Source organism: Rhizobium sp. P44RR-XXIV, assembly GCF_001999485.2.
Classification (GTDB): domain Bacteria; phylum Pseudomonadota; class Alphaproteobacteria; order Rhizobiales; family Rhizobiaceae; genus Rhizobium.
Genome location: NZ_MPVZ02000026.1, coordinates 409,190 through 431,155, shown reverse-complemented (window position 1 = coordinate 431,155; position 21,966 = coordinate 409,190). Strand labels below are relative to the sequence as shown.

Here is a 21,966-nt window from a genome sequence, read left to right as displayed (position 1 = left end):
TATTGTGGTGCGACCTGTATCAGGCGCCGGCGCCTACGCGCGCCAGGCCGTCTCTGGCTGGCTGGTAGTTGGGATCGAGATTGACCGCGTGCTGGTAAGAGCGGCGGGCTTTCGCCTTGTCACCCTTGCGCTCGTAGACGAAGGCCTGGTTTGCCCAGGATTCGGCGACCTTGTTGTTCAGATCGATGGCATGGTTGAAATCGGCGAAGGCGTTGTCGTCGTCATTCTGCGCGAGATAGGAAATGCCGCGGCTGTTGTAGGGCTCCGGCGAGTTCGGCGACAGCGAGATTGCCTTGGAGAAATCGTCGATCGCCTTGTCCTGTTGATTGCGCTTCTGGAAGATCACGCCGCGGCCATTATAGGCTCGGCCGTCCGTCGTTCCCAGGCTGATGGCCTTGGAATAGTCGTTGAAGGCGTCGTTGTCGCGGCCTGCCTGACGATAGAGATTGCCACGGCCGATATAGGCGACATCGTAATTGCCGTTGATCTGCAGCGCTGCATTATAGTCAGCGACCGCTTCCGGCAGCTTGCCCATGTTGCGGTAGATGAGCGCGCGGTTGGCGTAAGCCTGATAGAACTTCGGATTGAGCTGGATCGCCTGATTGAAGTCCCCAAGAGCGCGGTTGAAATCACCGCCGCGGCCGTAAGCGGTGCCGCGTACGTTATAGCCTTCCGGATCCTGGGGATTGGCGTTGATGACCGAGGTCAGCGAAGCAATATTTTCCGAGGAGCCCTGCGCCTTGTCGATGCGTATGACGCTATCGGTTGAGGCGGTCTGGCAGCCGGAAAGGCTGATTGCGGCAAGAATTGCCAAAGCCGGCAGAGCCGCGGCGCGCTTCGAAACACGGGAGGAGAGGCTCGAAGTGCGGAACTGTACGAAAGTCGTCATTGCCATTATCGGGTTCGCTTTCCCCATGCGTCATATCAGTCTGTTCTGATTTAATCCGATTTGCGCAGAGAATAAATCAAAAAGGCGGCGGCGAACGACTCGCCCCCGCCACACATACATCTGAAAACGTCCAAAAAACGGCGATTACTTGGCAACCAAGCCTTCGCGCTGAGCACGCTTGCGGGCAAGCTTGCGAACGCGACGAACAGCTTCGGCCTTTTCGCGAGCACGCTTCTGCGACGGCTTCTCGTAATAATCGCGCATCTTCATTTCGCGGAAAATACCTTCGCGCTGCATCTTCTTCTTGAGAGCGCGGAGAGCCTGGTCAACATTGTTATCGCGGACAAGTACCTGCACGAGAATCACGTTCCTTTGGTTTGTTGTTACCAACGGCGACGGCGGCGCCTGGAGGCAAAAAAATAACGTTCGCGCAGCCGTAGCCTTGCGATTGGTTAGGCGGGATAGCAGATCGGTTTGTCAAAGTCTAGCCAGATCGTGAGTTTGCCGGGGAAAAAGCGGCTTGTCGAGGGCTGAATTGGCCCGATAAAGCCATCGCCACTTCATGATGGTTCTGGCATGAGAATGTAATTTGCGGTGTTTTGCGACATCGACATGCCTGTGCGATGATTCTGGATCACATTCATTTGCCTGCCACGGCAATTGCCCGATTGCTGTAGTCGGATGGTGCAAAGGGGAGTTATTTTTATGAAATCTCACGGCTTGGTGGCCACCAGAAGACTCGGTGCCGCACTCATGCTTGCTTTCGTCGTCGCTCTTGCCGCTACTCCTGGGCTTGCTGCATCAGGTGAAGTGCATTTCGGCAGGAATGTCCGGGTCGGTGGTCATGATTTTTCGCACCAGACTTTTGACAGCAAGCATCGCGCGCAAATTTATCTTTACAACCATAAGCCGCAGAAGCCAGGATGTGTCTGGCGCAGCGACGGCCGTGGTGGCCGGGTGAAGGTTTGTCACCTGCAGCGCAAGTAGGATGGACTGGGGATTATGAGCGATCAGACGATGCCGACGAGCGTTCGATATTACGGACGCCTCACATATGCTGGAATAGCGGTTGTTTTGATAAATCAAGGGGTGAACTGGGATAGGACGGCCAGTCGTCTTGCCGAAGCACCATTGGCCTTCACGATTTTACAGATTGCGATTCTTTGCATCCAAATCTTTTGGGTTTGGCTGGTTGTCCGTAAACGGGCGAACTGGGCGCGTTGGGTGACACTTGGCGGGCAATTCGCTATGATATTTATCATTGGTTTCGGCTTCGGCGTACTCGCTATTAGAGGTCACGCTGAGGGAACGGTTTTCGAATTGATTATGCTAATTTTGATGACCTCGTTTTATTTGTTTGGCGCCTGTCTTCTTTTTACGCGTGACGCAACAATGTGGTTTGTTCCCCAACGGGCATGAATTCGGCCATATCGGCGCAGACTCCGCAGATGACTTGACGTTGTTGTTCGCCCATTCTTTTTGACCGTGTCGAAAGACGGTCCTGAATGCGTCGCAAAAGAGCCGTTGTGTCGGTTTTTGATTTGCGATCTGTATGAGCCATAAAAGGGCGTCATGCCTGAAGGAGTTGAGGGCGAATGCGTAAATACTCGGTTTTTGCCGTGGCAAGGGAAGCGATGCGGGCTCACAAGGGCTGGGAGGCCCAATGGACCTCGCCGGAGCCGCGCAAGGAGTATGACGTCATCATCGTCGGCGCCGGCGGTCATGGCCTGGGCGCGGCCTACTATCTCGCCAAGGAGCATGGCATCACCAATATTGCCGTGATCGAAAAGGGCTGGCTCGGCGGCGGCAATACCGGCCGCAACACCACGATCATTCGCTCGAACTATCTCTATGAAGAGAGCATGCACATCTACGAGCATTCGATGAAGCTCTGGGAGGGGCTGTCTCAGGATCTCAATTACAACGTCATGTACTCGCCGCGCGCGTGATGATGCTGTCGCACAATGTGCATGATCAGCAGTCCTTCAAGCGGCATATCCATGCCAACCGTCTCTACGGCATCGACAATGAATGGCTGACGCCGGAACAGGCGAAAGCCTTTTGTCCGCCGCTCGATATCTCCAAGACGGCCCGTTATCCGATCAATGGCGCTGCCTTGCAGCGCCGTGGCGGTACGGCCCGGCATGATGCCGTCGCCTGGGGCTTTGCCCGTGCGGCGGCCGATCGCGGCGTGCACATCATCCAGAATTGCGAAGTGACCGGTATTCGCCGCGGGCCGGATGGCCGCGTGACCGGCGTCGACACAAGCAAGGGCTTCATTGGTGCGAAGAAGGTCGGCGTTTCGGCCGCCGGCCACACCACGGTGGTCATGCAGATGGCCGGCGTGCGCGTGCCGCTGCAGTCGAGCCCACTGCAGGCGCTGGTGTCTGAGCCGCTGAAGCCGATCTTCCCCTGCGTCGTCATGTCGAACACGGTGCACGCCTATATCTCGCAGTCCGACAAGGGCGAGCTCGTCATCGGCGCCGGCACGGACCAGTATAATTCCTACAGCCAGACGGGCGGGTTGCAGATCATCACCCATACGCTGGATGCCATCTGCGAGCTTTTCCCGATGTTCCGCCGCGTGAAGATGATGCGCTCCTGGGGCGGCATCGTCGACAATACGCCGGATCGTTCGGCCATCCAGTCGAAGACGCCGGTGCCGGGGCTCTACGTCAACTGCGGCTGGGGCACGGGCGGGTTTAAGGCAACGCCCGGTTCGGCAAATCTCTTTGCGCACCTCATCGCCCGCGACGAGCCGCACAAGTTCAATGCCGGGCTCAATCTGGATCGCTTCCGCACCGGTCGCCTGATCGACGAGGCCGCGGCTGCCGCCGTGGCGCATTGATGCAGGCGGCGGTCGGGATCGCTCTTGCAGCGGGGCTTTCGCTTCCGGCAGGAACGGTCGCGACCGAAGTCAGCGATCTCTTGCCAGGGGTGAACGATTTTCGCATGCAGGTGATCCATAAGGCGCAGAACGAGACGGAATGGCCCTTCGTGGCCGACAGCGGAGCGCTTCTGTGTGCCAAGGTGCTGAACAAACCGGTGGTTTATTTCTTGCCGAAGCAGACGCCGGAAGTGCCAAGGGCATTCGCGCTGGATACGGATCTGTTCGGAATGAGCATGGCCAATCTGGGAATGACCTACGTGCTGAAACCCTATGGTTCGCTGGAAGTACTGCTGAAGCGCATAACGCCTTTCGTCATCATGGGACGGCGGCTCTGCGCACAGCCTCCCGGTACAAGCCTTTCGGGCTCCGAGCTTTAACACAGGTAGAAAACGATGCTGCTGATTTACTGCCCCTATTGTGAGGAAGAGCGTTCGGAACTCGAATTCCGCAACGCCGGCGACGCGCATATCGTGCGGCCGGCCAATATCGCCGGGATCTCGGACGAAGAATTCGAGGAATATTTCTTCCTGCGCGACAATCCGAAGGGTCTGATCTTCGAACGCTGGCGGCACATCCATGGCTGCGGCCGCTTCTTCAATGCGGCGCGCGACACCGTGAGCGACCATTTCTACCGCACCTACAAGGCCGGTGAGCCGAAGCCGGATCCGGCTTCGCTGAAGCCTGGCACGTCCAAGCCGGCGGTCCAGCAACAGAACGAACAAGAACAGACGGCACAAAAAGAGGGATTTGCTGAATGAGCGGCGCCAATCGTATTGCGGGCAAGGGTCGTCTGACGCCCGCCAGAACCGCCCGCTTCACCTTCGACGGCAAAAGCTACACGGCGCTCGAAGGCGATACCGTCGCCTCCGCCCTGCTTGCCAATGGCGTTCATCTCGTCGGCCGCTCGTTCAAGTATCACCGTCCACGCGGTATTCTTTCGGCCGGAGCCGAAGAGCCGAATGCGCTGCTTGATATTTCCCGCGATGCTGCGCGGCGCCAGCCGAATGTGCGTGCCAGCGTGCAGGAAGTCTTCGATGGCATGAAAGCGCAGTCGCAGAACCGCTGGCCGTCGCTCGCCTTCGATGTCGGCGGCGTCAACAATCTTGCCTCGCCTTTCTTTGCTGCCGGCTTCTACTACAAGACCTTCATGTGGCCGAAAGCGGCCTGGAAGCATATCTATGAACCCCTGATCCGTCGTGCGGCCGGCCTCGGTGTCGCGCCGACGGAAGAGGATCCGGATCACTATGCCAGCCGCTATGCGCATTGCGATGTGCTCGTTGTCGGCGCCGGCATTTCCGGCCTGTCGGCGGCATTGGCCGCTGCCGAAACTGGTGCGAAGGTCATCCTCTGCGACGAGCAGGCGGAAGCCGGCGGCGCACTGCGCTTCGACACCGGCGTCAAGATCGATGGCGTCGAGGGCTACGTCTGGGCGCAAGGGATCGTCGCCAGGCTCAAGGCCATGCCGAATGTCGAGGTGCTGACCCGCACGACCGCCTTCGGTTATTACAACCACAATTTCTTCGGCCTTGCCGAGCGGGTGACCGATCATCTTGCAAGGCCCGGCCGCAATCTGCCGCGAGAACGCCTGTGGCAGGTGCGTGCCAAGCGGGCGATCCTGGCGACCGGCGCCATCGAGCGCCACATGGTGTTTCCGAACAATGACCGGCCCGGCATCATGCTGGCGTCGGCCGCGCGCGCCTATCTCAACCATTACGGCGTCGCCGTCGGTGCGAAGATCGGCGTTTATACCGCGCATGATTCCGCCTATGAAGCCGCCTTCGATCTGAAGCGCGCCGGTGTCTCCGTCGTCGCCATCGTCGATAGTCGTGCCCGCCCGGGCGAGGCTGTGCTGGCCGAGGCAAAGCGGCTCGGCATCGAGGTGATGGCCGATTACGCCGTGGTCGACACCTCAGGCAAGCTCCGCGTCTCCTCCATGACGGTTTCGCGCAATGGCAGCTCCGCCACCCGCAAGATTGCGATCGACGCGCTGCTGGTGTCGTCAGGCTGGACGCCGTCGGTGCATCTGTTCTCGCAGTCGCGCGGCAAGTTGAAATTCGATGCGGAGAAGCAGCGCTTCCTGCCTGGCACCTATGTTCAGGATTGCCTTTCCGTTGGAGCATGCAACGGCACGGACGGGCTGCAGGCGGCAATCGAAGAATCGCTGGCGGCCGGCGAGCTGATGGCACGGGCCACCGGCAGCACCAATGGCGGTGAGAAGATCCAGCTTCAGGCAGAGCAGGCTTTCGAATGGACCGGTGGCATGATCGGTGCTGCCGAAGGTGCCGGGCCGGACACGAATGCCAAGGCGTTCGTCGATTTCCAGCACGATGTCTGCGCCAAGGATATCCGTCTTGCGGTGCGCGAGGGCATGCATTCCATCGAGCATATCAAGCGCTTCACCACCAACGGCATGGCCTCCGATCAGGGCAAGCTTTCCAACATGCACGGGCTGGCAATCGCCGCCGAAATGCTGGGCAAGGATATTCCGCAGGTCGGCCTCACCACTTTCCGCGCGCCCTATACGCCTGTCACCTATGGCACGCTGATCAGCCATTCGCGCGGATCGCTTTTCGATCCCGCCCGCAAGACGCCGATGCATGCCTGGGAAGAGGCGCATGGCGCAATCTTCGAGGATGTCGGCAACTGGAAGCGCGCCTGGTTCTACCCTCGCGCCGGCGAGACCATGCATGAGGCCGTCAATCGCGAGTGCCGCACGGCCCGCGAGGTTGCCGGCGTATTTGATGCCTCGACGCTCGGCAAGATCGAGGTTGTCGGACCGGATGCGGCCGAGTTCCTGAACCTGCTCTATACCAATGCCTGGGATACGCTGAAGCCCGGCCGCTGCCGCTACGGCATCATGACCCGCGAGGATGGCTTCGTTTATGACGACGGCGTCGTCGGACGTCTGGCCGACGACCGCTTCCATGTGACCACTACGACCGGCGGTGCGCCGCGCGTGCTGCATCATATGGAAGATTATCTCCAGACCGAATTCCCGCATCTGAAGGTGTGGCTGACCTCGACGACCGAGCAATGGGCCGTCATCGCCGTGCAGGGTCCGAAGGCGCGCGAAATCATCGAGCCGCTGGTCGAGGGGCAGGATCTTTCCAACGAGGCCTTCCCGCATATGAGCGTGGCCGAATGCAAGGTCTGCGGCGTGCCGGCCCGGCTGTTCCGCGTCTCCTTCACCGGTGAAGTCGGCTACGAAATCAACGTGCCGGCCGATTATGGCCAGTCCGTCCTCGAAGCCGTCTGGGCCCGGGCCGAGCCGCTGGGCGCTTGCGCCTACGGCACTGAGACCATGCATGTGCTGCGCGCGGAGAAGGGCTACATCATCGTCGGCCAGGATACGGACGGCACCGTGACGCCAGATGATGCCGGTCTTTCCTGGGCGGTTTCCAAGAAGAAGACCGATTTCGTCGGCATTCGCGGCTTGAAGCGGCCCGATCTCATCAAGGAAGGCCGCAAGCAGCTCGTCGGTCTCGTCACGCGGGACCCGAAGGTGGTGCTGGAGGAAGGCGCGCAGATCGTCGCCGATCCGAACGAGCAGAAGCCGATGACCATGCTCGGCCATGTCACTTCGGCCTACTGGTCCGAAAATCTAGGCCGATCCATCGCCTTCGCTTTGGTCGCCGGCGGTCGCGAGCGCATGGGCAAGACGCTCTATGTGCCGATGCCGGACAAGACGATATCAGTCGAGGTGACGGATCTGGTGTTCTTTGACAAGGAAGGAGGCCGGATCAATGGCTGATATCGCTGCCCGTAAACTGCCGCTCGCCGGCCGCCATGGCGGTTCTTCCACCGTGCGCCTGACGCCGGCAGCACCCGCAAGCCGCATTGCGCTGCGCGCGCCGACCGATTCTATCGGCGGCCTTTCGCAGGCACTCGGCCTGCAGGTGCCGAACCGGCCGAAGACTTCGGCCAGCGCCAACGGGCGTCATGCGCTCTGGCTCGGCCCGGATGAATGGCTCATCATCGATGAGAATGGCGCGGATCTGGTCGGTCTTGCGGCAGCGGCCGGTGTGTTGCATTCGGCGACCGATGTCTCGCATCGCAACACCGCTATTATCGTCTCCGGTCCCGGAGCCGAGGCAACGATCTCGGGCGGCTGCCCGCAGGATCTTTCGCTTGAGGCCTTTCCGGTCGGCGCCTGCTCGCGCACACTGCTCGGCAAGGTCGAAGTCGTGATCCTGCGTCTCGATGCGGAAACCTTCCGCGTCGAGGTCTGGCGCTCGTTTTCCGATTATGCCTTCGGCTTTCTGAGCGAAGCCGCGGAGGATGCGGGTCTTTAGGCTCGACTGGCCTTCGCGGGTAGAGCCAACGCAAAATCGGGTCAAGGCATGACAACCACGGCTGATGGCAATCGATCTTGTTTGCCATCAGTTTCGGTCGCATAGTGGTTGTATCGGCGAGGTCAGAATACTCGCCTTCAACCAGCGCACTGGGACGCGCGACACAAAGGTCATGCCCATGGGCTCTGACAAAGACGGCCTTGAAGTTGATTCCAAGTCGTGGACGGGCACGGGATCTGCTGAAAGCGGTTTCGGAAAGACAGAAAACTCAGAATTCTCTTGGCGAGAAGCTCTTTCTTTCGACAGGGTTCTGAAATTCATGTTTTTTCTGACTGCCAGTCAGATATTAATTACGGCGATTCTTCACGTTGCTTACCATCTCTTCGATGGGACACTCAGCCCAAATATCGACTCTGTGGTGAGCGAGCTATTTTTCAGCGGATCGCATTTTTCATATGATCTGAAGATCAAGTTGGAATTCTGCGGCGCTATCATTCTTATAAAAGCAATTGCTCTTCTGATCCGAAGAACCACCCGGCTCTTGCAACGGTTTTAAGATTCCTCGGGCCGATCCTTCGGATCGAACTGCGATATGGTCGTCCATGTCGCAGTCAGTGCCGGCTTGCGCTCGTTCTCGATTTCGACCGTCACGTCATAGGTCAGCATCAGCATATTGGCGCCGCGAAGCCGTGTTTCGGCGAGGTTGAAGCGGCCGCGCACACGTGCGCCGCACTTGACCGGCGACATGAAGCGGATTTTTTCGAAGCCGTAATTGATGCCCATGATCTGCTCACGAATCCTGGGCAGGGCGCTGTAGTTCATCGCCGAGAGCAGTGAAAGTGTCAGAAAGCCGTGGGCGATGGTGCCCCCATAGGGCGTTTCCGCCTTGGCGCGTTCCGGATCGACATGGATGAACTGGTGGTCGTGCGTCGCATCGGCGAAGGTGTCGATCATCGTCTGGTCGACTTCGATCCAATCGGAGACACCAATCTCCGTTCCCACACATTTCATGATCTCAACAAGTGAGGTATCGCCGGGCATTCCATCCTCGTCCATCTAAAGGGCCATTGGCCCTTTCTGGCGAATTGGGACGGAAAGTGCAACCGGCGTCAGGATTCGACGAAGAAACTGACGAAGCGGGCGGGGATCGTGAGCTGCTCGGCCGCCGTGGTTTCGCCTGCCGTCGTCAGTTGCGACCAGCCGCCTTTTTCGGATGGCGGCAGAGTGGCGTGGAGCTCATCGGGGGTTCGATTGAACAGCATGGCAAGGCGTGCCGATCGACCGGCATCGAGATCTTGCGTCTCGATGGCCATGCCGAGCACGCCCGCCGCCGGGGCGTCCCAGTCCGGCACGGTCATTGGCGTACCTGCGGCCGAAAACCAGACCACATCGCCGTCTCCCTTGAAGAAATCCATATCACTGAAGGCGCTGAAACGGCGGCGCAGGCCGGCAAGCCACGCGGTATGAGCGATCAACTCATCGTCCAGCGTCTTCCAGTCCATCCAGGTGATGGCATTGTCCTGACAATAGGCGTTGTTGTTGCCTTGCTGGGTACGGCCGCCTTCGTCACCTGAGGTCAGCATGATCGTGCCGCGCGTGGCAAAGAGCGTCGAAAGCATGGCTTTGATGTCGGCGCGACGCCTGTTCTGGATGGCCTGGTCGTCCGTCTTGCCTTCGACACCATTGTTCCAGGAGAAATTCTCGTTGTGGCCGTCGCGATTGTTCTCGCCATTGGCCTCATTGTGCTTGCCGGCGTAGGAGACGATGTCCATCAGCGTGAAGCCGTCATGGGCGGCGAGGAAGTTAACGCTGCGCGTCTGCGTGCGGCCGTCACGACCGAAGATGGAAGAAGAGCCAGCAAGGATGGTCGCGAGATCGCCGATCCTGATGTCGTTGCGCCAGAAGCGGCGCAGGTCGTCGCGAGCGCGGTCGTTCCATTCGAGAAAGGGCGCCGGAAAATTCCCCAGTTGATAGCCGCCGGGACCGATGTCCCAGGGTTCGGCGATGAGGATGCGATCCTGCAGCACCTCATCCGACAGCATGGTGCGCAGCGTGACGCTCTCGGGGTCGAACCCCTTGCTGCCGCGCCCGATCACAGGGGCGAGGTCGAAACGGAAACCGTCGATACCAGCGTGTTGGACGAAATGGCGCAGGCTGTCGATGATCAGCCTGCGCGTCGCCGGCTGGTCGCAGGCCACGGTGTTGCCGGTGCCGGTATCGTTGACCAGCGTGCCGGGTTGATCCGGCAGGCTGCGGAAATAGGTGGGATTGTCGAGGCCGCGCAGCGACAGGGTCGGCCCCTGGCGGTCGCTCTCGCCGGTGTGGTTGAAGACGAGATCGAGGATGACGGCGATCCCTTCGGCGTGAAGGGCCGCGACCGTCTCGCGTAATTCCTTGATGCCGCCGGGCACGAGGCGTGGGTCGAGCGCCATGAAGCCAACGGGATTATAGCCCCAGCCATTGGTAAGGCCGAGCGGCGGCAGGTGACGTTCGTCAATCCAGGCGGTGATCGGCATCAGTTCGACGGCATTCACCCGCAGGCGCTTGAGGTGGGCGATAATGGCGGGATGGGCGAGGGCGCCGAGCGTGCCACGCTGCTTCGCCGGCACATCCGGGTGCAGCATGGTGAAGGGCCTGACGGCGATCTCATAGATCAGCCCTCCCGCCTGAAACAACGGCTTGGCGGGGGCAACGGTGACATCGCGCGAGACGATCGCTTTCGGCATGAGATCGCGCGTATCTTCGCCGACTATTCCCAGGCGTGGATCATATTGGAAGGGTCGGTCGATCTCCCGGGCGTAGGGGTCGATCAGCAGTTTCGAAGGGTCGAACCACAGGCCGCGATCAGGGTCGTAAGTACCATGGGCGCGCAGGCCATAACGCATGCCTTGCTTGGCGTGCTTGACGAAGACACGATGCTCATCGCCATCGCGGACCAATGGCAATCGCACGACTTCCTTCTTGCCCTCCGCATCGAACACGCAAAGCTCGATCCGCTCGGCATTCCGCGACCAGACGGCAAATTCGACGCCCGTGTCGGTGAGAGTAGCGCCTAGGGAGCGGATCGTCGGCTCTGACATGCTCGGGCTTTCCGGATGGCTGGGGATGATTTCCTCTCCCCAGTTGGGAGAGGGTTAGGTCGGGGGCCGAGCGTCCTGCAAAGCTCTGCGGTCACGGCAAATTCGATAATGCCCCTCATCCGACCAGTCGCTACCTCCCGTCGTTCGGAAGCGACCGGCCACCTTCTCCCCGCATATGCGCGAAGAAGGGGCTTAGGCCATGGTTCAGGTAATAACTGTTGGTTCCGCGCGGCCGGTGCGGCCCTTGATATCGGCGATAGCCTGGGCTGCGGTGATGAGATCGGCAAGCGCTTCCTGTGTCTCGATATTGTGGCGGGTGGAATCGGGTTCGTAGCGCTCGATGTAGACGCGCAACGTCGCGCCCGTCGTGCCGGTGCCGGAGAGGCGGAAGACGACGCGGGAGCCGCCTTCGAACAGGATGCGGATCCCCTGATGCTGGCTGACGGATTTGTCGACCGGATCGTGATAGGCGAAGTCATCGGCGGCGGAAACGGTGAGATCGCCAAATTTCGTGCCCGGCAGCGTCGGCAGCTTTTCGCGCAGCGCCGCAATCAGGCCGTTGGCGGCATCGGTGTCGACGCCTTCATAGTCGTGGCGGGAATAATAGTTGCGGCCGTAGGTGGCCCAATGCTGCGTGACGATGTCGATCACGCTTTCGCCACGTACTGCGAGAATGTTGAGCCAGAGCAGCACGGCCCAGAGGCCGTCCTTTTCGCGGACGTGGTTCGAGCCCGTGCCGGAGCTTTCTTCGCCGCAGATCGTCGCCATGCCGGCATCGAGCAGGTTGCCGAAGAATTTCCAGCCGGTCGGCGTCTCGTACATGCCGATGCCGCGCTTTTCGGCGACGCGGTCGGCAGCGCCGCTGGTCGGCATGGAGCGGGCAATGCCGGCGATGCCGTGCGAATAGCCGGGCGCCAGGTTGGCGTTGGCGGCCAGAATCGCCAGACTGTCCGACGGCGTGACGTAGATGCCTTTGCCGATGATCAGGTTGCGGTCGCCGTCGCCGTCGGATGCCGCGCCGAAATCGGGCGCATCGTCACCCATCATCTCGTCGTAAAGCTCCTTGCAGTAGACGAGATTGGGATCGGGGTGGTGGCCGCCGAAGTCGGGCAGCGGCAGGAAGTTGCGCACGGAGCCGTCGGGCGCCCCGAGGCGGATCTCGAAGATTTCCTTGGCGTAAGGGCCTGTGACGGCGCTCATCGCATCGAAGTTGAGGCGGAAGCCGAGGCTGATCAGGTTGCGGATGGCGCCGAAATCAAACAGCTCTTCCATCAGGGACGCATAGTCTTCGACGGGATCGATGACCGAAACGATCATGCCGCCGACATCTTCGCGCGCGATGCGGTCGAGATTGATGTCCGGGAAATCGGCGATCTTATAGCTGTCGATGACCTTGGAGCGTTCGAAGATGGCATCCGTGATCTTTTCCGGAGCCGGACCGCCATTGCCGATATTGTACTTGATGCCGAAGTCTTCGGTCGGGCCGCCGGGATTGTGGCTGGCCGACAGGATGATGCCGCCGAAAGCCTTGTATTTACGGATGATGTTCGAGGCTGCGGGCGTCGAGAGGATGCCGCCCTTGCCGACCATCACCTTGCCGAAGCCATTCGCGGCGGCCATCTTGATGGCCTTCTGGATGACATCGCGATTGTAGTAACGACCGTCGCCGCCGATGACCAGGGTCTTGCCCTGATAACCTTCGAGCGAATCGAAAATCGACTGGATGAAGTTTTCCGCATAATTCGGCTGCTGGAATTCGGGAACCTTCTTTCGCAGGCCGGAAGTACCGGGTTTCTGATCCGCGTAGGGGGTGGTGGATACGGTTTTAATCATCGGGTTAAGCGCCTCTCGAGACTAGACTGGAGTAGAGAGCGGCGTAGCGTTCTGCGCTCCTGCCCCAGGATACGTCGGATTTCATGCCCTGCTTTTGCATCTGCGTCCAGACCTTTCGATCCTGGAAAAGATGCATGGCTCGGCGCATTGCCTGTAGCAGCCCCTCGGCGGTGACGGGCGAAAACTGAATGCCGGTTGCGACCTTGGCCTGCAGCGCGGCGTGGTTGGCATCGACAATGGTATCATTGAGGCCGCCCGTGCGGGCTACGATCGGCAAGCAGCCATAGCGTAAGCCATAAAGCTGCGTGAGGCCACAGGGTTCGAAGCGCGAGGGGATGATAATCGCGTCGCAGCCGGCCTGCATCAGATGTGACATCGGCTCGTTATAGCCGGCCGACACACCGATGCGGCCGCGATGGCGGCCGGCTGCGGCAAATAGCGCACCTTCCAGCGCAGCGTCGCCGGCACCCAGTATGGCAAGCTTGCCGCCCATCTGGACGATCTCGCCGGCAATCCCGGCCAGGAGGTCCATGCCCTTTTGCCAGGTGAGGCGGCTGACGACGCAGAAGATCGGTCCGTCATCGCTATCAAGTCCGAAATGTTCAGTCACCCGCTGGCGGTTGACGATGCGGTCCTTCAGCGTTGCGGCGCTATAGGTCTGCGCGATCATCGGATCGGTCGCTGGATTCCAGACATCGTCATCGATGCCGTTGACGATGCCGTGCAGGCTGCTTGCCCGGCTGGCGATGACGCCTTCGAGGCCCATGCCGAATTCCGGGGTCAGGATCTCCTCGGCATAGGACGGGCTGACGGTTGTGAGCGCATGGGCCGTCTGCAAACCGCCCTTCAGAAAGCCGACATCGCCATAATATTCGACGCCTTCCATGGAAAAGGCGTGCGCGGGCAGGCGCAGGCCGGGAAAGATATCGGGGCCGAACTGGCCCTGGAAGGCAATGTTGTGGATGGTGAGGACGCTCGGCAGCTCCGGCGTCGCAGAGTAGCGCATGTAGACCGGCACCATGGCCGACTGCCAGTCATGCGCATGCACCAGATCGGGCTGCCAGCCGGGCAGGTGGCCGGCGGCGATTTCCGCAGCGGCCAAAGACAAGGCGGCAAAACGCCGCCAGTTGTCGGGATAATCCTTGCCCATCGCATCGACATAGGGTCCGCCGGTGCGATTGTAATAGGCCGGCGCATCCAGAACGAGGAAGGAAATGCCGGCGTGCTCGACTTCCAGTACGGTTGCCTTTTCGCCGAGCAGATCCGCGAATTCGAAACGGATCACAGGGTCGCGGATCGTCTTCAAGACTGCCGGGTAACCTGGGATGAGGGTCCTGGTCTCGACGCCGAAGGGTTTCAGCGCGATGGGCAGGGCGCCGGCCACATCGGCCAGCCCCCCTGTCTTGATCAGAGGGAAGACTTCGGACGAAACCGAGAGGACCTTCATATGCTACAAATCCAGCTTGTCGATCATCGATTGCGTGATCAGGCAGATGCCACTTTCCGTGCGGCGCCAGCGCTTGGCGTCGAGTTCCGGATCCTCGCCGACGATCAGCCCCTCCGGAATGGTGACACCATGGTCGATGACGACGTTCTTAAGCTGCGCGCGCCGTCCGACCTTGACGCTCGGCAGCACGACGGCTCCCTCCAGCTTGGAGTAGGAATTGGCGCGCACGCCGGTGAACAGCAGGCTGTTGTAGAGGCTGGCGCCTGAAATGATGCAGTCGCCGGCAACGACGGAGGAGACAGCCGAACCGCGACGGTCTTCGTCGTCATGAACGAACTTGGCCGGCGGGCTGATTTCCGCATAGGTCCAGATCGGCCAGGACTTGTCGTAGATGTCGAGCTCGGGCACCACGGCGGTCAGGTCGATATTGGCCTGCCAGTAGGCATCGATCGTGCCGACATCGCGCCAATAGGCCTCGCGCTCGAAATCCGAGCGGACGCAGGACTGCGTGAAGCGGTGCGCGACGGCTTTGCCGTTCTTGACGATGTAGGGGATGATGTCCTTGCCGAAGTCGCGGCTGGAATTCGGATCGGCTGCGTCGCGCTTCAGGCATTCGATCAGGAACTTGGTGTGGAAGACATAGATGCCCATCGAGGCAAGCGCGAAATCCGGATTGCCGGGAATGCCGGGCGGATCAGCGGGCTTCTCGACAAAATCGATGATTTCGTCCTTCTCGTTGACATGCATGACGCCGAAGCCGACCGCTTCCATGCGCGGCACTTCAAGGCAGCCGATGGTGACCTGCGCGCCGGAATCGACGTGCTGCTGCAGCATCCACTCATAGTCCATCTTGTAGATGTGGTCGCCGGCGAGGATGACCATGTATTCCGGGCCATAGGGCTCGATGATGTCGATGTTCTGGTAGACGGCGTCGGCGGTGCCTTCATACCATTGCGTTTCCGACACGCGCTGCGAGGCCGGCAGGATATCGAAACTTTCGTTTCGCTCAGGGCGGAAGAAGTTCCAGCCGCGCTGCATGTGGCGGATCAGCGAGTGCGCCTTGTACTGGGTGGCGACACCGATGCGGCGGATACCGGAATTGAGTGCGTTGGAGAGGGCGAAATCGATAATGCGGGTCTTGCCGCCGAAATAGACGGCCGGCTTGGCGCGGCGGTCGGTGAGTTCCTTCAGTCGGCTGCCTCGGCCCCCGGCAAGAACGTAGGCCATGGCGTCGCGTGCCAGCGGCTGGAAACGTTTTTCTACCATTTTATTCCTCCCTGTCCGTAATGATCTCAAAATTCCGGTTCGAGCATGATGGTTGCCAACGGAGGCAGCGTTATTGTCGCTTGTATGCCTCCACCTGCATTAACGGCCTGTACACGCCCGCCGTTCCCCTTGCCGCTACCGCCATAAATGTCGGCATCGGTATTCAGTATTTCACGCCACCGCCCCTCAGCTGGCAAGCGCAACGTATAATTCTCACGGTAGACTGGCGTAAAATTGGTGATGACCGCAATCGGTTTTTCACCGGGCGTCTTGCGCAGCCAGGCAAAGACCGAATTTTCAAAATCGTCGACGACGAGCCACTCGAAGCCCTCACCTTCGCAGTCACGCGCATGCAAGGCCGCCTTGCTGCGATAGGTAAAGTTGAGATCGCGCACGAGGCGCCGCATGCCCTCATGCATGCGATATTGCAGCAGGTTCCAGTCCAGCGCGCGCTCTTCGCTCCATTCGCTCCACTGCGCGAATTCCTGGCCCATGAACAGCAGCTTCTTGCCGGGATAGCCCCACATGAAGGCATAATAGGCACGCAGATTGGCGAACTTCTGCCAGTCGTCGCCGGCCATCTTGGCGATCAGCGATCCTTTGCCATGCACCACTTCGTCATGGGAGAGCGGCAGCACGAAGTTTTCCGAGAAGGCGTAGATCAGGCCGAAGGTCAGCTCGTTGTGATGATACTTGCGGTGCACGGCCTCGCGGGAGAGATAGCTCAGCGTGTCATGCATGAAGCCCATATTCCACTTGAAGCCGAAGCCGAGGCCGCCTTCGTGAACGGGCTGCGAGACTTTCGGCCAGGAGGTGGATTCCTCGGCGATGGTCATCACGCCCGGATGAGCACCATAGACCCTCGTGTTCATCGACTGGAGGAAGCGGACAGCTTCGAGGTTCTCGTTGCCGCCATATTCGTTGGGGATCCATTCGCCGTGCTTGCGGGAATAATCGAGGTAGAGCATGGAGGCGACGGCATCGACGCGTAAACCGTCCAAGTGGTATTTTTCTGCCCAGAAGAGTGCATTGTTCTCCAGATAGGAGAGGACCTCGGTACGGCCGAAATTATAGATCGCCGTATTCCAGTCGGGGTGAAAGCCCTTGCGCGGGTCTTCGTGCTCATAGAGGGCGGTGCCGTCGAACCAGCGCAGGCCGTGCTCGTCGGTTGGGAAATGCGCCGGCACCCAATCGAGAATGACGCCGATGCCGACTTTGTGGCAGCCGTTGACGAAGCGGGCAAAACCCTCCGGTTCGCCGAAGCGGGCTGTCGGAGCATAAAGACCGGTGGTCTGATAGCCCCAGGAGGGATCATAGGGATGCTCGGTGATCGGCAGAAACTCGATATGGGTGAAGCCCATGTCGACGCAGTAGGGGATCAGCCGCGAGGCTAGTTCGTCCCAGGAGAGCATGGAGCCGTCGTCGCGACGCTGCCACGAGGCTGCATGAACCTCGTAGATGCTGATGGGCTGGCGGCGCTGATCGACGCTTGCCCAATGCTCGCGATGGGCTGCATCCTCCCAGACCTGGGTCAGTTCGTTTGCCGTGACGGAAGCGGTTTTGGGGCGCAGCTCGCTGCGGCGGGCGAAGGGATCGGCCTTGAGCGGCAGCACGACGCCGTCATTGCCGCGTATTTCGAACTTGTAGGCGACACCGGCCGGCACATCCGGCGCGAAGATCTCCCAGATGCCGGAATCCGATCGGTAGCGCATGACATGCCGGCGGCCATCCCAGTTGTTGAAATCGCCGACGACCGAGACGCGCTGGGCGTTCGGCGCCCAGACGGCAAAATGGAAGCCCTGGACGCCTTCGTGCTTCAGGGGATGGGCGCCCATCTTGTCGAACAGACGCAGATGCGTGCCCTGACGGGCGAAATAGTCGTCCATCGGCCCGAGAACCGGGCCGAAGCTGTAGGGGTCGGTTACCGCCCATTCCGCATCGCCGCGCCGGGCGCGATAGCGCACCGGCTGCTGCTTGCTCAGTTTCACATCGCCGGAAAAGAAACCCGCCGGATCAAGGCAATCCAGTTCGCCGATGACGGAGCCGTCGAGCGCCAGGGCAGTCACGGCTTCCGCACCGAGAATGAAACAGCGCGCCACAAACCCGTCATCCGTCCGGTGCACGCCGAGCACGGCAAACGGGTTGGAATGTGTGCCTGCGAGAATTGCAGCAATATCGTCTGCCGAAATATCCCTCAAGCTTGTGCCGTCAGCGGGTCTCTTCGGCTTTTTCATCCAGCTCTCCAGATTTCCTTGGCATATTGACGGATCGTCCGATCGGAGGAGAACCAGCCCATGCGAGCAGTGTTGTTGATTGTCTTGGCATACCATTCGGAGGGATTGGCCCAGAGGATATCGACCTCGCGCTGAGCTGCGGCGTAGGCATCGAAATCGGCGGCGACCATGAACCAGTCGTGGCTGTAGATGCCCTCGATCAAGTTGGCGTAGCGGCTGCGATCGTCCGGCGAGAAGACGCCGGAAGCGATGGCGGAAAGCGCCTGGGCGAGTTCGCGCGAGCGTTCGATGACGGCGCGGGGATCGTGGCCGTCGCTACGCAGGCTGGCGACTTCATCGGCCTTGAGACCAAAGATGACGATATTGTCTTCGCCGACATTGTCGCGCATTTCGACATTGGCGCCATCGAGCGTGCCGATGGTCAGCGCGCCGTTGAGGCCGAATTTCATGTTGCCGGTGCCGGAAGCTTCCATGCCGGCGGTGGAGATCTGCTCGGAGAGATCGGCGGCCGGAACCATGACTTCGGCGAGAGAGACATTGTAGTTCGGGACGAAGACGACCTTCAGCAGGCCGCGCACCGACGGATCATTATTGATGACGCGGGCGACATCGTTGATCAGCTTGATGATGAGCTTCGCATTGTGATAGCTCGGCGCCGCCTTGCCGGCGAAGAGCTTGACGCGCGGTTGCCAGTCCAGCTCGGGGTGCGAACGGATCTGATCGTAGAGGGCCACGGTCTCGATGATGTTGAGAAGCTGGCGCTTGTATTCGTGGATGCGCTTGATCTGAATGTCGAACATCGCATTCGGATCGAGCTTGATGCCCATCCGGCTCGCAACGAGATTGGACAGCTGCACCTTGTTGGCGCGTTTGACCGCGGCAAACTTCTCCTGGAAGGCGCCGTCGTGAGCGAATTTGTCGAGCGGCTTCAGCTTTTCGGCATCGTCGAGGAAATCGTCGCCGATGGCTTCGCGGATAAGGCCGGTCAGGCCCGGATTGCACTGCATCAGCCAGCGGCGTGGCGTGATGCCGTTCGTCTTGTTGTTGATGCGATCCGGATAGAGCTTGTGCAGGTCGGCGAAGACGGTCACCTTCATCAGGTCGGTGTGCAGCGCCGATACGCCGTTGATCGAATGCGAACCGACGAAGGCGAGATTGCCCATGCGCACGCGCCGGTCGCCGTTTTCGTCGATCAGGGAAATAGAGCGGATTTCCGTATCGCTGAAATTGCGGGCCTTGCGGGCTTCGACCAGAATCTTGGCGTTGATGGCGTAGATGATCTGCATATGGCGCGGCAGCAGCCGTTCAAACAGCGGCACCGGCCAGCTTTCGAGCGCTTCCGGCAGCAGCGTATGGTTCGTGTAGCCGAAAGTCTCGCGGGTAATATTCCAGGCCTTGTCGAACTCGAGGCCGTGGACGTCGACTAGCAGGCGCATCATTTCAGCGACGGAGACAGCCGGATGCGTGTCGTTCAGCTGGATCGCGACCTTGTCGGCGAGGTTGGTCAGGTCGTCATACTGCTGGAGATGGCGGCGAATAATGTCCTGCAGCGACGCTGAGGAGAAGAAGAATTCCTGGCGCAGGCGCAGCTCCTGGCCGGCGGGGGTTCCGTCTGCCGGATATAGGACGCGCGTCAGGCTCTCCGCCTTGTTGCTTTCGCGCAGCGCGCCGATGTGGTCGCCCGCGTTGAAGGCATCGAGCAGGATCGGATCGATCGGCTGTGCCGACCAGAGACGCAGCGTGTTGACGCGCTTGCCGCGCCAGCCGACGACGGGCGTGTCGAATGCGGCGGCGATAACGCGTTCCGCCGGCTTCCACACATAGCGGGGTTGGTCGTCATGGCTGCTTGCCGTCTCGACGGCGCCGCCAAAGCCGATTTCGTAGGCGCTTTCCTGGCGTTCGAATTCCCAAGGGTTGCCGTGAGCAAGCCAGGTTTCCGGCAGTTCCACCTGCCAGCCATCGGCCATCTGCTGCCGGAACAGGCCGTGCACGTAACGAATGCCATAGCCGTAGGCCGGCACATCGACGGTCGCCATGGATTCCATGAAACAGGCGGCGAGGCGGCCGAGGCCTCCATTGCCGAGTGCTGCGTCCGGCTCGAGCCCGGCGATGACGCGAACGTCGACACCGAGCGAGGAGAGCGCGTTGGTGATTTCTTCCATCAAGCCGAGATTGGAGACGGCGTCGCGCATCAGGCGGCCGATCAGGAATTCGAGCGATAGATAGTATACGCGCTTGGCGCCGGTCTCGTAGACCCGGCGGGTGGATTCCATCCATCTGTCGATAACGCGGTCGCGAATGACGAGGATCGTTGCCGTCAGCCAATCGTGTGGCTTGGCCACTTTCGCATCCTTGCCGATGCGATAGGTCAGGCGCTCGATGATTTCTTCCGCAAGGATTTCGGGGCGGGAAATGCGCGGGGCGGGAACGGGGAGATCGGCCTTCGTCAAATTATTCATACTATCAACTCTCGCCATTTGTGATTTATATTCAGAGTGTTATGCCCAATAAATCAAATTTCCTTTCCGTTTCACTATCAGTTTACGCACTGATGTAAAGCAGTTGCAATATGCGAGTTGGGCAGATGCGAAAATAGCCGCCAAACGTTTCCCATTCGCGGGAAAAGACTTGATTCCGATGATGTTTCAGGCTCTTATTCGCGAATTGATGAAAAATAAAAGCCGCGCGATACTCGTTTCGCGCGGCTTTTATTTTGATGGCTATTTATGGTTGCTTGGTGTGGGGTCCAGACGAGGTCACTTCGTGAGGAGCGTCATCTGCTTGGATGTTTCCGTGGCGATCGTCTTGAAGGCCGCAACCAGATCCGACATCTGCTGCGCGGCAAAGTAGTTGGATGAACCCGATGCGCAATTCTGCAACAGAGTTTGGCCGCGCGCCGGAGCCATGAAGGCAACGGTGTAGATTTGGACACCGGCGGCCTTTGCGGCATTGCAGGTTGTCAGCGTCTTCTGATCCGAGCTGGTGTCATTGTTTTCTCCATCTGTCATCAGGACGATGTACTTCTGGAAAGTCTTGTTATTCTTCTTGGCCTGTGCGGCACTCTCGGACGCCGACATAAGGTTGTTGTAAGCCATTGTCATAGGTGCACTGGACTCGGTGCCGCCCTCAGCATTCAATCCGCTGATGACGTTGGTGCGAGTCGATTTTGTTCCCCAATCGAGGTTGCTATAGCTGTCGACTTGGCTGCTCCAGGCAATGGCCGCGGTGCGGACGTATTGTGAGCTAGGATCGGCCGCATCCAACTGATCCAAAAGATTGCCGACTGCTGTTTTCAGTGCTGCAATCTTTTTGATGTAGCAAGGGCTCTTAGCCTTTGGATACTGATATAGATAATTCCCATCCGTATAATATTGGATGCAGCTTTTCTGGGTGGTGTCGACAACCTCTGTGTTCAGCAACATCGAGCCGGACTTGTCGAGCGCGATCTCCATCGACAGAGGATTCTTCTGGGTTTCGGAAGTTTTTCCGCTGGTCGAGGTGCTTGACGCGGAAATGTTCATCGAACTCTGGCCGGTCAAGCGGGTCATGCTGTTGACGGGCATTGAATAGGATGCGTTCACAACGACTGTATAACCTGTATTCCCGGAGGAATCGGTCGTCTTCGTCACCGTCGTGCTAGTTCCCGCCTTAAGCGAATTCGTGGCGTTCGCATCTCCGCCAAGATAGTTGGACATCTGACCGAGCACAAAATTGTTGCCGAGATCTTTTGCGGTCGTGGTGGTCGCACCACCGTCGACAAGTGCTGTTGCAGTGGCGAGCGCGGCGGCATCAGTCGATTCCTGGAGCTGGCTGCGTGTCAGCGACATGTTCGTGACATCTACAGCAACGCCACCCGCTACAGCTAGTACCGGGATGGAAAGTGCCGTTATAATACCGAAATTTCCGGCCCTATCACGCGACAGTCTTTTAAAGATATAAAGTATATCCGAACCGGTGATCATCATGTCCGCCTGATGGAGAGTTGAAGTTCTCAATAATTGGCGGGACTATCGGCTATAAATATTAGTCAAACGT

Annotated in this window: 17 protein-coding genes and 1 pseudogene; 8 read left to right on the top strand and 10 right to left on the bottom strand. The window is 59.6% G+C overall.

Annotated features, from left to right (window positions below; genetic code table 11):
• Positions 1 to 19: 19 nt before the first annotated feature.
• Together BSK43_RS10955 and rpsU are read right to left on the bottom strand one after the other, a co-directional pair.
• Positions 20 to 895 carry a tetratricopeptide repeat protein gene (locus tag BSK43_RS10955; protein ID WP_077469420.1) on the bottom strand — a complete coding sequence of 292 codons (876 nt, stop codon included), beginning with the start codon at positions 893 to 895 and terminating at the stop codon, positions 20 to 22.
• Positions 896 to 1,033: 138 nt separating this feature from the next.
• Entirely contained in the window at positions 1,034 to 1,246 is a 213-nt protein-coding gene (gene rpsU, locus BSK43_RS10950) for a 30S ribosomal protein S21 (protein ID WP_004117638.1), read from the bottom strand.
• Positions 1,247 to 1,594: 348 nt separating this feature from the next.
• Here rpsU and BSK43_RS10945 point away from each other — a divergent pair, with 348 nt between their 5' ends.
• The 8 genes and pseudogenes from BSK43_RS10945 (at position 1,595) to BSK43_RS10910 (ending at position 8,627) form a co-directional block, all read left to right on the top strand.
• Entirely contained in the window at positions 1,595 to 1,876 is a 282-nt protein-coding gene (locus BSK43_RS10945; RefSeq protein WP_077469421.1) for a hypothetical protein, read from the top strand.
• A 15-nt stretch (positions 1,877 to 1,891) separates the two neighbouring features.
• Positions 1,892 to 2,308, top strand: coding sequence for a hypothetical protein (locus BSK43_RS10940; RefSeq protein ID WP_077469422.1), 417 nt, complete (start codon positions 1,892 to 1,894; stop codon positions 2,306 to 2,308).
• A 176-nt stretch (positions 2,309 to 2,484) separates the two neighbouring features.
• Positions 2,485 to 3,737, top strand: a pseudogene (locus tag BSK43_RS10935) (sarcosine oxidase subunit beta family protein).
• The gene (locus BSK43_RS10930) at positions 3,737 to 4,156 is read left to right on the top strand and encodes a hypothetical protein (RefSeq protein ID WP_077469423.1); all 420 of its coding nucleotides are present in this window, start codon (positions 3,737 to 3,739) and stop codon (positions 4,154 to 4,156) included. The pseudogene BSK43_RS10935 and the gene BSK43_RS10930 overlap by 1 nt, the downstream one beginning before the upstream one ends.
• Positions 4,157 to 4,171: 15 nt before the next feature.
• Positions 4,172 to 4,537, top strand: a complete 366-nt coding sequence (locus BSK43_RS10925; RefSeq protein WP_077469424.1) for a sarcosine oxidase subunit delta — start codon at positions 4,172 to 4,174, stop codon at positions 4,535 to 4,537.
• On the top strand, positions 4,534 to 7,530 hold the full coding sequence (locus BSK43_RS10920; protein WP_077469425.1) for a sarcosine oxidase subunit alpha: 2,997 nt from the start codon (positions 4,534 to 4,536) through the stop codon (positions 7,528 to 7,530). The genes BSK43_RS10925 and BSK43_RS10920 overlap by 4 nt, the downstream gene beginning before the upstream one ends.
• Positions 7,523 to 8,071: a sarcosine oxidase subunit gamma gene (locus BSK43_RS10915; RefSeq protein ID WP_077469426.1), complete on the top strand. Its 549-nt coding sequence runs from the start codon at positions 7,523 to 7,525 to the stop codon at positions 8,069 to 8,071. The genes BSK43_RS10920 and BSK43_RS10915 overlap by 8 nt, the downstream gene beginning before the upstream one ends.
• 64 nt (positions 8,072 to 8,135) lie before the next feature.
• Positions 8,136 to 8,627, top strand: a complete 492-nt coding sequence (locus tag BSK43_RS10910; protein ID WP_077469427.1) for a hypothetical protein — start codon at positions 8,136 to 8,138, stop codon at positions 8,625 to 8,627.
• Here the strand turns inward: BSK43_RS10910 and BSK43_RS10905 are convergent.
• From BSK43_RS10905 to BSK43_RS10870, 8 genes are all read right to left on the bottom strand, one after another.
• Positions 8,624 to 9,112 carry a MaoC family dehydratase gene (locus BSK43_RS10905; protein WP_077469428.1) on the bottom strand — a complete coding sequence of 163 codons (489 nt, stop codon included), beginning with the start codon at positions 9,110 to 9,112 and terminating at the stop codon, positions 8,624 to 8,626. The two genes, BSK43_RS10910 and BSK43_RS10905, sit on opposite strands and share 4 nt — an antisense overlap.
• 68 nt (positions 9,113 to 9,180) lie before the next feature.
• On the bottom strand, positions 9,181 to 11,151 hold the full coding sequence (gene glgX / locus BSK43_RS10900) for a glycogen debranching protein GlgX (protein WP_077469429.1): 1,971 nt from the start codon (positions 11,149 to 11,151) through the stop codon (positions 9,181 to 9,183).
• 204 nt (positions 11,152 to 11,355) lie between these two features.
• Positions 11,356 to 12,984 carry an alpha-D-glucose phosphate-specific phosphoglucomutase gene (locus BSK43_RS10895; protein WP_077469430.1) on the bottom strand — a complete coding sequence of 543 codons (1,629 nt, stop codon included), beginning with the start codon at positions 12,982 to 12,984 and terminating at the stop codon, positions 11,356 to 11,358.
• A gap of 4 nt (positions 12,985 to 12,988) precedes the next feature.
• Positions 12,989 to 14,431: a glycogen synthase GlgA gene (glgA, locus tag BSK43_RS10890; RefSeq protein ID WP_077469431.1), complete on the bottom strand. Its 1,443-nt coding sequence runs from the start codon at positions 14,429 to 14,431 to the stop codon at positions 12,989 to 12,991.
• A 3-nt stretch (positions 14,432 to 14,434) separates the two neighbouring features.
• A complete protein-coding gene (gene glgC, locus BSK43_RS10885; RefSeq protein WP_068400045.1) occupies positions 14,435 to 15,697 on the bottom strand; it encodes a glucose-1-phosphate adenylyltransferase in 1,263 nt (420 codons plus the stop codon).
• 26 nt (positions 15,698 to 15,723) lie between these two features.
• Positions 15,724 to 17,931, bottom strand: a complete 2,208-nt coding sequence (glgB, locus tag BSK43_RS10880; RefSeq protein WP_077469432.1) for a 1,4-alpha-glucan branching protein GlgB — start codon at positions 17,929 to 17,931, stop codon at positions 15,724 to 15,726.
• Positions 17,928 to 20,390 carry a glycogen/starch/alpha-glucan phosphorylase gene (locus BSK43_RS10875; RefSeq protein ID WP_077469433.1) on the bottom strand — a complete coding sequence of 821 codons (2,463 nt, stop codon included), beginning with the start codon at positions 20,388 to 20,390 and terminating at the stop codon, positions 17,928 to 17,930. Before BSK43_RS10875 ends, glgB begins: the two co-directional genes overlap by 4 nt.
• Positions 20,391 to 20,687: 297 nt before the next feature.
• Positions 20,688 to 21,896: a TadE/TadG family type IV pilus assembly protein gene (locus BSK43_RS10870; protein ID WP_246662531.1), complete on the bottom strand. Its 1,209-nt coding sequence runs from the start codon at positions 21,894 to 21,896 to the stop codon at positions 20,688 to 20,690.
• Between the last annotated feature and the right edge of the window lie 70 nt (positions 21,897 to 21,966).